Here is a 12,612-nt window from a genome sequence, read left to right as displayed (position 1 = left end):
CGCCCCCCGGGCGGACCCGGGGGGCGTTTCGGTCGATCGTCACATCAGGCGGACTCGGAGTCCGAGTCGCCGCCCGAGTCGCCACCGGAGGCGGCCAGGTCGACCGGCGGGGCGTCCGGCACCTGCAGCGGCTTGGTCTCGCCGCGGAAGGTGAAGTGCGCCTTGTCGTCGGCCTCGGACTCGCCGTCCCAGCCCTCGACGTCGGTGATGATGATCTGGCCGGGCTGGATCTCCCCGAACAGGATCTTCTCCGACAGCTGGTCCTCGATCTCGCGCTGGATCGTGCGACGCAGCGGCCGGGCGCCCAGCACGGGGTCGAACCCGCGCTTGGCCAGCAGCATCTTCGCGCGATCGGTGAGCTCGATCGCCATGTCCTTGTTCTTCAACTGCGTCTCGACACGGGCGATCATCAGGTCCACCATCTTGATGATCTCGTCCTGCGTGAGCTGGTGGAAGACGATGATGTCGTCGATGCGGTTGAGGAACTCGGGCCGGAAGTGCTTCTTCAGCTCGTCGTTGACCTTGTTCTTCATGCGCTCGTAGTTGGACGCGGTGTCCTGACCCGAGGTGAAGCCCAAGCCGACGGCCTTGCTGATGTCCGACGTGCCCAGGTTGGACGTGAAGATGATGACGGTGTTCTTGAAGTCCACCGTCCGGCCCTGACCGTCGGTCAGGCGGCCGTCCTCCAACACCTGGAGCAGCGTGTTGTAGACCTCCTGGTGCGCCTTCTCGATCTCGTCGAACAGCACCACGGAGAACGGCTTGCGGCGCACCTTCTCGGTGAGCTGGCCGCCCTCTTCGTAGCCGACGTAGCCGGGAGGGGCGCCGAACAGGCGCGACGCCGTGTAGCGGTCGTGGAACTCGCCCATGTCGATCTGGATCAGGGCGTCGTCCTCGCCGAACAGGAAGTTCGCCAGCGCCTTCGACAGCTCGGTCTTGCCGACACCGGACGGGCCGGCGAAGATGAACGAGCCCGACGGGCGCTTCGGGTCCTTCAGACCCGCCCGCGTGCGGCGGATCGCCTGGCTGACCGCCTTGACGGCGTCGACCTGGCCGATGATCCGCTTGTGCAGCTCGTCTTCCATGCGGAGCAGACGCGTGGTCTCCTCCTCGGTGAGCTTGAACACGGGGATGCCGGTCCAGTTCGCCAGCACCTCGGCGATCTGCTCGTCGTCCACCTCGGCGACGACGTCGAGGTCGCCGTCCTTCCACTGCTTCTCCCGCTCGGCCTTCTGGCCCAGCAGCGTCTTCTCCTGGTCGCGGAGCTTCGCGGCGCGCTCGAAGTCCTGCGCGTCAATCGCGGACTCCTTGTCCCGGCGCACGTCGGCGATCTTCTCGTCGAACTCGCGCAGGTCCGGCGGCGCGGTCATCCGGCGGATGCGCATCCGCGCGCCCGCCTCGTCGATGAGGTCGATCGCCTTGTCCGGCAGGAACCGGTCGTTGATGTACCGGTCGGCCAGCGTGGCGGCGGCGACCAGCGCGGAGTCGGTGATCGAGACGCGGTGGTGCGCCTCGTACCGGTCCCGCAGACCCTTGAGGATCTCGATCGTGTGCTCCAGCGACGGCTCGCCGACCTGGATCGGCTGGAACCGGCGCTCCAGGGCGGGGTCCTTCTCGACGTACTTGCGGTACTCGTCGAGGGTGGTCGCGCCGATGGTCTGGAGCTCGCCCCGGGCCAGCATGGGCTTGAGGATCGACGCGGCGTCGATCGCGCCCTCGGCGGCGCCGGCGCCCACCAGGGTGTGGATCTCGTCGATGAACAGGATGATGTCGCCGCGCGTGCGGATCTCCTTGAGCACCTTCTTCAGGCGCTCTTCGAAGTCACCGCGGTAGCGCGAGCCCGCGACCAGCGAACCCAGGTCCAGCGTGTAGAGCTGCTTGTCCTTCAGCGTCTCGGGCACCTCGCCCTTGACCACCATCTGGGCCAAGCCCTCGACGACGGCGGTCTTGCCCACGCCGGGCTCGCCGATCAGGACCGGGTTGTTCTTGGTGCGGCGGGACAGCACCTGCATGACCCGCTCGATCTCCTTGGTGCGCCCGATCACCGGGTCGAGCTTGCCCTCCCGCGCGCTGGCGGTCAGGTTGCGCCCGAACTGGTCGAGGACCAGGGACGAGGACGGGGTGCCCTCACCGCGGCCGCCGGACTCGGCCGGCTCCTTGCCGCCGGAGTAGCCGGACAGGAGCTGCAGGACCTGCTGGCGCACCCGGTTGAGGTCCGCGCCGAGCTTGACCAGCACCTGCGCGGCGACGCCCTCGCCCTCGCGGATCAGGCCGAGCAGGATGTGCTCCGTGCCGATGTAGTTGTGTCCGAGCTGCAGCGCTTCGCGCAGTGACAGCTCGAGCACCTTCTTGGCGCGCGGGGTGAAGGGGATGTGGCCGGATGGGGCCTGCTGACCCTGGCCGATGATCTCTTCGACCTGCTGGCGGACGCCCTCCAGCGCGATCCCCAACGACTCCAGCGCCTTGGCGGCGACACCTTCACCCTCGTGGATCAACCCCAGGAGGATGTGCTCGGTGCCGATGTAGTTGTGGTTGAGCATCCGGGCCTCTTCTTGGGCCAGGACAACCACCCGCCTCGCGCGGTCGGTGAACCTTTCGAACATTCGCACTCCCTGACTGCTGCGCCGGCGGTCCTCGGGCTCACCCCTGGCCGACCGTCTGGCTGACCGTTGGAGAGCGCGGCACCGTGGGACCACTGTAGTCGTCAGCCCCGACACTCTCAGTTCCCGATCGCAGGCAGCCGTCTTCGGGGATCTCTGACATCGGTATCAACGCGTGATCTGCCAGCGGGATTCCACGGAACGGACGTTGTCCGCTGAGCGCGAACATTCAGCCGTTCGGCGACACCGGGGGTGACCGGGGTCACCGAGGCGGTGCAAGTTAGGGGAACCTCGGTAAGGTTAGGCAAGCCTCAACCCAAGCGAGCATCTCCAACCGACGAGGACCTTCTGGACATGACCGTACCGGCGCGGACGACGGTGTGCGACGTGACGACCCCCGTCGCGCGGTCGCTCGGGCAGGTGTCGCTGTACGAGGGTTTCGAGGTGCGGTTCGGCCTGCCGGCCGAGCGTGGCGACTGGGTCCTGTGCTCGGAGTTCACCGGCGAGCCGCAGCGGTTCGACGCGTGGCGCAAGGCGCTGGCGGAGTGGCTGCGGGAGCAGCACGGCGAGGCGCCCGAGCGCACCACGGCCGGTTACGTCATGAGCTGGTACCTCAACGTCGTCGGCGTGCTGGGCGGGCTGCTGTTCCACACCGCGCGGCGGGTGCCGTCGCTGCGGCCGGCCGACGTGGCGATCAAGGTGGCGGCCGGTGGCCGGCCGCACGTGGTCGGGGTGGCGTTGCTGAACGACGAGTTCGCGTGCCTGCCGGACGACCCGGAGGCCGACCACCCGGCGGCGACGGTGGTGGCCGACGAGACGGCGTTGGCGGCGTTGCTGAGGGCCCGGTTCGCGGCGCACAGCGCGCAGTTCGTGGGCGCGTTCGGGCCGACCGTGCGGCTGGGGCGGCGGATGCTGTGGGCGGCGGCTACGGACGCGCTGGACAGCGCGGCGTGGACGGCGGGCCAGGTGTGCGGCGACGAGACGGCGGGCGTGATGGACTCGGCGCTGCTGCTGCCGGCCAAGCTCGACCCGTTCACCTCGGCGTCGACCCTGAAGGCGACGGACACGGGCTGGACCCGCCGCCGCGAGAGCTGCTGCTTCCACTTCGTGCTGCCGAACGCCGACGCCTGCGCCACCTGCCCCCGCGTCTGCTGACCCGGCGTGTCGAACCTCCAGCGCCCGCGTGTCGAACCTCCAGGTCGCGCGTGTCGAACCTTCAGCGCCCGCGTGTCGAACCTTCAGGACCCCCGAGTTCAACACTCAGGTCGGCTCGCGTGTCCTGAACGTTGAATTCGGGGGTCCTGAGCGTTCGACACGCGCGGTGTGAACGTAGGACTCACGCGCGAGTCCAACGTTCGGCGCCCGCGTGTCGAACGTTCAGGTACCCCGAGTTCTACGTTCAGGTGGAAGCGACGTTGTAGCGCTGCTTAACGTGGCGTCATGATGTTTCACTTTTCTTGAAGGTGGTCGTGGGGGACGGTGGTCCCATGACCGGACGTGGCGTGCTGCGGTTGGGTGTGCTGGCCCTCTTGTGGGGGTCGGGGTTCCTGTGGATCAAGCTGGCCCTGACCGGGTTGTCGCCGGTGCAGATCACGGTGATCCGGTGCGCGCTCGGCGCGGCCGTGCTGGTGGTCATGGCGGGGGTCGGGCGGCAGAGGTTCCCGGCGAGGTTGTGGGGCCACCTGGTGGTCGCGGCGTTCTTCTGCAACGCCCTGCCGTTCCTGCTCTTCGCGATCGGCGAGCAGACCGTCGACTCCGGCGTGGCGGGCGTCCTCAACGCGACCACCCCGCTGTTCTCGCTCCTCATCGGACTGGCGATCGGCACGGACCGCGGCGTCACGCCGGTCCGGGTGGCCGGCCTCGTCCTCGGCTTCGCCGGCGTCCTGCTGATCTTCGCCCCCTGGCGGCAGCACGGCCTGGCCGGCGTCGGCGCTCTCGTCCTCCTCGGCGCGGCGGCCAGCTACGCGGTCGCGTTCGCCTACATGGGACGCAAGCTGGTCGGCGAAGGCGGCCCCGTCGCGGTGTCCGCCGCCCAGCTCACCGCCGCCACGGGCCTGGCCGCCCTCATGCTCCCGTTCGACGACACCCCGGCCACGCCCAACGCCACCGCGATCGTCGCGGTGGTGGTGCTCGGCGTCTTCGGCACCGGCATCACGTTCGTCCTCAACTACCGGATCATCGAGGACGAAGGCCCGACCAGCGCCGCCACGGTCGGCTACCTGCTGCCGGTCGTGTCCGTCGCGCTGGGCGCGATCGTGCTGGACGAGCCGCTGACGGCACGGATCGTGGCCGGGATGGCCGTGGTCCTGGTCGGGGTCGCCCTGACCCGGTTGGCCCCGGCCAAGCGGCCGGGAGAGCGAACCGGGCGTTACCAGTTGTCGGTTATGTCGACCGAGCGTGACGGCGGTGGCGGCCGTTCGGCCGACGTCGGTTGACCATGGCATAACCGCTGGTCAGGCTGCTGGTCTGAACCTCGGTCGAGTGACCGTTCGCCCCGTCAACCCTGCGTCGGGGCGCACTCGCCCGGGTTCACCCGAAGGAGCCAACCCGTGCGTCCTTTCCGTCGAACGCTCACCGTTGTGGCCGTCGCGACCACCGCCGTCGGCCTCACCGCCACCACCGCCTCGGCCGAACCCCCGCACCAGGTCGACATCGTCACCGCGACGGCGTCCGCGACCGTCCACCCCATCAAGGACTCCTACATCGTCACCCTCGGCGCGACGGCCCGCGGCGGCGCGAGCGTGGCCGCCACCGCCGGCGTGACGCCGACCCACGTCTGGGACGCGGCGTTCCACGGCTTCGCCGCCAAGCTCACCCCGGCGCAGCTGCGCAAGCTCAGCCGTGACCCCGCGGTCACCACGATCGAGCAGGACGTGCTCGTCACCGACGCGCTCGACGCCACCCAGGCCAACCCGCCGTCGTGGGGCATCGACCGGGTCGACCAGCGCAACCTGCCGCTGTCGGCGAGCTACACGTACACCTACACCGGCGCGGGCGTGCACGCCTACATCATCGACACCGGCATCACGCCGGGTCACGCGGACTACGGCGGCCGGGCCACGTTCGACTACAACGGCATCGACAGCAACAACACCGACTGCCACGGCCACGGCACGCACGTCGCCGGCACCATCGGCTCGAACACCTACGGCATCGCCAAGGGCGTGCGGCTGCACGGCGTGAAGATGATGAACTGCTCCGGCGGCGCGACCACCACGGCGGCGCTCAACGCGATCAACTGGGTCACCGCCAACCACACCAAGCCGGCCGTGGCCAACACGTCGTGGAACTTCACCGCGTCGGCCAGCCTGGAGACCGCGATCCGCAACATGATCGCCGCGGGCGTCTTCCTGGCCACCTCGGCGGGCAACACCGGCGGCAACTCGTGCGACCGCCTGCCGCGCAAGGTGGAGACGGCCAGCGTGGTGGCGTCCTCCACGAACACCGACGCCCGGTCGTCGTTCTCCAGCACGGGCGCGTGCGTCGACCTCTACGCGCCGGGCAGCTCGATCGTCTCGACCGTCCGCACCGGCGGCGCGGGCACGATGAGCGGCACGTCGATGGCGACGCCGCACGTGGCGGGCGTGGCCGCGCTCTACAAGCAGCGGTTCGGCGACCAGCCCTCGGCCACCGTGCACAACTGGCTGAACTCCGGCGCCACGCCGAACGTCGTCAGCGGTGGCGGCACCGGCGGCACGGTCAACCGCCTGCTGTTCACCAACGGCCTGTGACCGTCCCCGGCGCGCGGGGGTTTCGCGCCCTCACCCCGCGCGCCGGGGCACCCTACGCGTCCAACACCTCCGAGAGGTGCCGTGCGACAACGGACACGTGCGGCAGGTCCACCATCGAGAGGTGGTCACCGGGCACCGGCACGACCTCCAGCACGCCGCACGCGTCGGCCCACCCGAGGTCGTCGTCGTCCTGCCGGCGCAGGTAGCGCGGGTCGAGCACGGTGGTCAACGTCTCCCGGTCGGTCGCCCGGTAGAACACGACGCGGCCCGGGTAGTGCCGCGGCGTGAACCGCTCAGCCGCCCGCGCGTCCAGGTAGGACGTCCGCTGGTGGCGCAGCGCGCCGGGGCTGATGCCCAGGTCGGCGACGGCGGCGAGCACCGCGTCGATCTGCCCCACGTCGTCCGACGCGGACAACGACTCCCACGGCAGCTCGACCGACGCGCCGTAGACCTCCTCGACGTGTTGGACGTACCGGGCGAACCGGTGGCGCACGAGGTCGGCGGGCGAGACCTCGGGCGCGGGCAGCGGCCGGACCGTGTCGATCATCACCACCAGTTCGACCTCGGCGCCCTCGTCCAGCAGCAGGCACGCCACCTCGTGCGCCAGGCACCCGCCGAACGACCAGCCGCCCAGCACGTACGGCCCGGACGGCTGCACCGACCGCACCAGCTCCACGTACCGCGCCGCCTTGGCCGGGATGTCCGGCACCTCGTCGATCCGCTCGTACCCGTAGCAGGGCCGGTCCTCCAGCAACCCGACCAACGGCTCGTACACGCTGGTCGGGCCGCCCGCAGGGTGGAACAGGTGCACCGGCCGCCGCGACCCGCCCGCGCGCAGCACCCGCACCGGCCCGCCCGCGTCCTCGAACGCCGCACGCAGCCGTTCGGCCATCGCCTCCACGGTGGGCGAGGTGAACAGGGAGTCGTCGGCAGCGACCCGTCGGCGGACGAGCGCCAGCAGCCGTTCCCGCGAGCCGCCGAGGGCGAAGAAGTCGTCGCGCACGCCGAAGTCCCGCCGTCCCAGCACCTCCGCCCACAGCCCGAACAGCCACCGCTCGGTCGGGTCGCGCGGCTCGACCCGGGTCGAAGCCCCACGTTCGACCCCGGAGAGGTGACGCTCGACGTCACGCAGGCTGGCCCCGCGCAGCAGCAGCGGCACCGGCAGCTCCACCCCCAGGTCGTGCTCGACCGCGTTGCGCAACCGCATCGCCATCAACGAGTCCAACCCCAGCGACGTCAACGGCAGCGAGGGATCCGGCGCGCCACCCATCACCCTGGCCACGATCGCGCTCAGCCGGTCCGCCGCCGGCACGTCGGACGAAGGCTGGAGGAACGACTCGAAGAACGGCCGGTGCGCGAGCCCCGGGAACAGCTCCACCACCCGCCGCCGGTCGAACCTCACCACACCGGTCGCCACCCGTCCGGACAGCAGCAACGCCTCCACCGCCTGCACGCCCTCGGCCGGCGAGATCGGCCGCAGCAGCGGGTTGTCGTTGTCCCGGGCCAGCCCGACCCGGCTCCACGCGCCGAAGTCGATCGTCGTGGCGGGCAGCCCCGACGCCCGCCGCCACCGGGCGAACCCGTCCAGCCACGCGTTGGCCACCGCGTACGCGGCCTGGCCGGGCGAGCCGAGCAGGGCCGCCGCCGAGGAGAACACCACGAACCAGTCCAGCCGACACCCGGCCGTCGCCTCGTGCAGCCGCAGCGCGCCGTCGACCTTGGGCCGCAGCACGCGCCGCACGTCGGCCGGGTCGAGCCGGTCGAACGGCGCGTCGGCCAGCACACCGGCCGCGTGCACCACCCCGCACAGCCGCGACCCGCCGTCCACCGCCGCCGTCACCGCCCGCTCGGCCACGCCGGGTTCGGCGACGTCACCGGTCACCACGACGACGTCCGCGCCGAGCGCCCGCAGCTTCGCCACCTCGGCCCGCGCGTCCGGCGACGGCTCACGACGACCGCACAGCACGATCCGCGCGGCACCGCGTTCGGCCAGCCACCGGGCCATGACCAGCCCCAACGCGCCCAATCCGCCGGTGATCAGGTACGCGCCCGAGTCGACCACCGACCCCGTCGCGGGCACGTCGACCTCCGCGCGCCGCAGCCGTGCCGCGTACCGCACGCCACCACGCCAGGCGACCTCGTCGTCGGCCCGGTCGGCGAGGAGTTCGCGCGGCAGCACCGCGACGTCGTCGACGTCCACGATCGTGGCCCGCAGTTGCGGCCGTTCGAACGCCAACACCCGCACCGCGCCGCGCAACGCGGCCTGCTCCGGCACGCCCGCCTCACCGTCCAGGACGCACGCCGCGTCCCGCGTGACGATCCACAACCGCCGCGCGTCGTGCGCCAACGCCGACAACCGCGCCAAGTCCTGTTCGAGACCACCGGGGACGAACACGATCCCGTCGGCCGCCGCCGAGGGATCGGTCGTCACGTGCTGGCCGGCGTCGATCAGGACGCGGGCCAGGGTCGGGGAGTCGGCGAGCAGCAGCCACGTGCGGGACGCGTCCTCGACGGCGGGCAGGTCGTGCCGTTCCCACCCGATCTCCAACGCCGGCCCGGGCAACGCCACGGACGCCGGCCGCACGCGGACGTCCACGACCTCCACCAGCAGGGTGCCGGCGTCGTCGTGGAGCCACACCGACCCGGTCAGCTCACCGCCGCCGCTCTCGCGGACCACGGCCTCGCACCGGTGCGCACGGCGCGGGTCACCGTGCAGCCGCACGGCGCCGATGCCGACCGGCAGGTACGGCCCACCGGCGGCGAGGTCGAGCGCGGCGGCGGCGAGCGCGTGCAGGCACGAGTCGAGCAGCGTCGGCGGCAGCCGCAACATGCGGTCCGGGCCGTCCGGCCGGTCGACCAGGCAACTCGCCGCACCGGCGCCGGCCAGGGCGGACCGGACGCCCCGGAAGGCCGGACCGTAGTTCATCCCGACCTCGGCCAGCCGCTCGTACAAGGCCACCGGTTCGAGTCCACTGCGGACCGGCGGTGGGGCGCCGCGCTCTTCGCCCGGCACGACGGTGGCGGTGGCGTGCCGGACCCACCCGTCGGCGGTCTTCGCGTGCACCTCGACGCGTCCGGCCCGGAACGTGGTGCTCAGCGGGACCTCGTCGGCCAGGGGGAGCAGCGCCTCGAACGCCACGTCACGCACCGCGAGCGGACCCGGCACCACCTGCGCGCCGGCGGCGAGGGCGATCTCCACGTACGCCGCGCCGGGCAGCACGGCGGTGTCCTGCACCCGGTGGTCGCCCAGCCACGGCAGCGCGGCCAGCCCTACGTCGGCGTGCCACGCGTGCGTGCCGTCGGGCAGTTCGACGTGGTCGCCGAGCAGCGGGTGCCGGTCCGCCGGACGGGTCGGGGGAGTGGTCCAGTGCGGACGGTGCTCCCAGGGCGCGGTCGGCACGTCGGTGACTCCTCGGGCGGGCACCAGGCCGTGCAGGTGGAGCGACGCGAGGTTGTCGTGGAAGGTGCGGACGTCGTCGGTGTCCCGGCGCAGCGAGCCGACGAGCGCGAGGGAGGGCGCGTGCTCGGCGATCGCGGACAGCGCCACGGGATGCGGCGAGACCTCGAGGAACGCGGTGAAGCCGTCCTCGATCGCAGCGGTCACGGCCTGGGTGAACCGCACCGGGTGGCGCATGTGCGCGGCCCAGTAGGCGGCGGTGAACGGCGGCGCGTGCCTCGGATCGGCCAGCACGGTCCCGTACAGCGGCACGTCACCACGCCGTCCGGCCACCTCGCGCAGGGCCGACGCCAGCTCGTCCAGCACCGGCTCGACGGCGGGGGAGTGGCCGCTGGTGCGCAGCGGCAGCACGCGCGCCGTCCCGCCGCCCGCCTCGACCCGGGCGACCAGGGCGGCGAGCCGGTCCGCCGGGCCGGACACCGTGCAGCGGCGTGGTGCGGCGTGCACCGCGACCGACAGCGCCGGGTCGTCCACCTCGTCGGCGGGCAGGTCGACCGCAGCCATCCCGCCGCCGCCCGCCGCGTCGACCACGTCCAGCAGCCGGGCCCTGGTGGTGATCACGAGGGCGGCGTCGGCGAGGGACAACGCGCCGCTCACCACCGCCGCGGCGACTTCGCCCGCGGACTGCCCGATCACCGCCGCCGGCCGCAGCCCGCGTGACTCCCAGAGCCGGGCCAGGGCGACCTGCACGCCGAACAACGCGATCTGGCCGTCGCCCAAGGTGTCCGACGGCGATTCCAGCAACGACCGCACCGAGTGCGGCGCGATCAGCCGGTCCACCTCGTCCACCGCCGCCGCGAACACCGGTTCCGCGTCGAGCAGCCGACGTCCCATCCCGGCCCAGCCCGAGCCGTACCCGGAGAACACCCACACGGCGCCGGTGCGACGTTCGGCCCTGCTCACGGGGCGCTCTCCCGAGGCCAACGCGCGCAACCCGGCCACCACCGCGGTCCGGTCGTGCCCGGCGACCACCGCGGCGTGCGGCTCACGTCCACGACGTCGGGCCAAGGTCGCGCCCACGTCGTGCAGGTCGGCGTGCGTCGTGGCCAGCCACTCGGCCAACGCCGAGGCGTGCCGCCGCACGCGCCCCTCGGACGTGCCGGACACCACCAGGAACGCGGGGCCGTCGGGCCGGTCGGCGTGGTCGGTCGCGGGCGCCTCCTCCAGCACCACGTGCGCGTTCGTGCCGCCGAACCCGAACGACGACACACCCGCCGTGATCCGGCCCGAGTACCGCGGCCACGGCGTCGGCTCGGTCACCACGCGCAAGCCGGTGAAGTCGATGTGCGGGTTGGGCGCGCGGAAGTGCAGGCTCGGCGGGATCTCGCCGTGCCGTACCGCCAGCACCGCCTTCACCAGCCCGATGACACCGGCGGCCGACTCGGCGTGGCCGAAGTTCGACTTCGCCGACCCGAGCAGCAACGGCCCGTTGTCGCGGGCAGCCTCGTCCTGGCCGAGCACCTCGCGCAGCGCGCCCACCTCGATCGGGTCGCCGAGCAGCGTCCCGGTGCCGTGCGCCTCCACGTAGTCCACCCGGGACGGGTCGACGCCCGCGTCCGCGTAGACCCGGCGCAGCAGATCGGCCTGCGCCCGCGGGTTCGGCGCCATCAGCCCGTTCGAGCGCCCGTCGGAGTTCACGCCGCTGCCCCGGATCACCGCGAGCACCCGGTCGCCGTCCCGTCTCGCGTCCGACAGGCGCTTGAGCACGACCGCGGCACAGCCCTCGGCCCGGGCGATACCGTCGGCGGCGGCGTCGAACGGCTTGCAGCGCCCGTCGGCCGACAGCAGGCCCGCCCGGTGGAATGTGAGCGTGACGGCCGGCCCGAGCAGCAGGTTCACCCCCGCGACCACGGCGGCGTCCGTCTCGCCCGCGCGCAGGCTCTGGCACGCGTGGTGCACGGCGACCAGCGACGACGAGCACGCCGTGTCCACCGCCAGGCTCGGCCCGCGCAGGTCCAGCAGGTACGACAGCCGGTTCGCGGCGATGCTCAACGCGCCGCCGGTCGCCGTCCAGGGCTCCACCCGGCTCAGGTCCGCCGCGCTCGCCGTGCCGTACTCGCCGGTGGAGATGCCGACGAACACGCCGGTCCGGCTGCCGCGCAACGTGTCCGGCGCGATGCCCGCGTGGTGCAGCGCCTCCCACGACACCTCCAGCACCAGTCGTTGCTGCGGGTCCATCAACGCGGCCTCGTGCGGCGCGATGCCGAAGAACTCGGCGTCGAAACCCCTGATGTCGGGCAGGAAGCCGCCGAACCGGGGCGTGCCGTCGGGCAGGCCGGGCCACCGGTCCGGCGGCGCGGGCGTGACCGCGTCACCGCCCGAGCGCAGGAAGTCCCACAGCCGGTCGGGGCCGTCGACGCCGCCGGGCAGTCGGCAGCCGACGCCGACCACCGCGATGCCCTCGTCCACGGGACGGTCGGGCCCCGTGTCCGGCGTGGTCTCGTGCCCGGCCAGGTGGCGCGCCAGGCGGGCGATGGTGGGGTGCTGGTAGAGCACGGTCGGGGGCAGCGGCACGTCCAGGAACTCGCCCAACGCGCCCGCGAGCACGACGGCGTCACGTGAGGACAGGCCGAGTTCGGCCAAGGGCTGGTCGACGTCCACCTCGCCCTCGGCGAGGTCGGCGAGTTCCGCGACGCCGCGCACCAACCACGCGCGGAGTTCCGCTTCCGCGGGCGTGTCGAAGCCGGTCATGAGTCACCTTTCATACGATTTCCACAAAAACGCCTCGACGTATTTGTGAGGCGGTGGACGACACGTCCGTGATCCGGGTGTCTGCGGCGTGCGAACGATCGTGGCCTGGTCGAACGCCGGTGAACAATAGGCT

The 12,612-nt window shown here is 72.2% G+C and carries 5 protein-coding genes; 3 read left to right on the top strand and 2 right to left on the bottom strand.

Features of this window, described 5'->3' with window-relative positions; all coding sequences use genetic code 11:
* Positions 1-44 precede the first annotated feature (44 nt).
* Positions 45-2,603 (bottom strand): ATP-dependent Clp protease ATP-binding subunit, encoded by a 2,559-nt coding sequence (locus LNK82_RS29480; protein WP_230569954.1) that lies wholly within the window; start codon positions 2,601-2,603, stop codon positions 45-47.
* A gap of 351 nt (positions 2,604-2,954) precedes the next feature.
* Here LNK82_RS29480 and LNK82_RS29475 point away from each other — a divergent pair, with 351 nt between their 5' ends.
* The 3 genes from LNK82_RS29475 (at position 2,955) to LNK82_RS29465 (ending at position 6,331) form a co-directional block, all read left to right on the top strand.
* Entirely contained in the window at positions 2,955-3,755 is an 801-nt protein-coding gene (locus LNK82_RS29475; protein ID WP_230569955.1) for a (2Fe-2S)-binding protein, read from the top strand.
* 332 nt (positions 3,756-4,087) lie between these two features.
* The gene (locus LNK82_RS29470; RefSeq protein ID WP_230568519.1) at positions 4,088-5,035 is read left to right on the top strand and encodes a DMT family transporter; all 948 of its coding nucleotides are present in this window, start codon (positions 4,088-4,090) and stop codon (positions 5,033-5,035) included.
* Between the two features lie 144 nt (positions 5,036-5,179).
* Positions 5,180-6,331 carry a S8 family peptidase gene (locus LNK82_RS29465; protein ID WP_230568520.1) on the top strand — a complete coding sequence of 384 codons (1,152 nt, stop codon included), beginning with the start codon at positions 5,180-5,182 and terminating at the stop codon, positions 6,329-6,331.
* Between the two features lie 52 nt (positions 6,332-6,383).
* Here the strand turns inward: LNK82_RS29465 and LNK82_RS29460 are convergent, their stop codons facing one another.
* Entirely contained in the window at positions 6,384-12,479 is a 6,096-nt protein-coding gene (locus tag LNK82_RS29460) for a type I polyketide synthase (protein WP_230568521.1), read from the bottom strand.
* Positions 12,480-12,612 lie beyond the last annotated feature (133 nt).

Source organism: Saccharothrix luteola, from assembly GCF_020859565.1.
Taxonomy (GTDB): Bacteria; Actinomycetota; Actinomycetes; order Mycobacteriales; family Pseudonocardiaceae; genus Actinosynnema; species Actinosynnema luteola.
The sequence above is the reverse complement of the archived record's forward strand: the minus strand, read 5'-3'. Positions and strand labels throughout refer to the sequence as shown.

What these genes read in the sequence shown, in the direction of transcription:
- LNK82_RS29460 (WP_230568521.1), bottom strand. Translation starts at nt 12,479, where the DNA reads ATGACCGGCTTCGACACGCCCGCGGAAGCGGAACTCCGCGCGTGGTTG.
- LNK82_RS29475 (WP_230569955.1), top strand. Translation starts at nt 2,955, where the DNA reads ATGACCGTACCGGCGCGGACGACGGTGTGCGACGTGACGACCCCCGTC.
- LNK82_RS29470 (WP_230568519.1), top strand. Translation starts at nt 4,088, where the DNA reads ATGACCGGACGTGGCGTGCTGCGGTTGGGTGTGCTGGCCCTCTTGTGG.
- LNK82_RS29480 (WP_230569954.1), bottom strand. Translation starts at nt 2,603, where the DNA reads ATGTTCGAAAGGTTCACCGACCGCGCGAGGCGGGTGGTTGTCCTGGCC.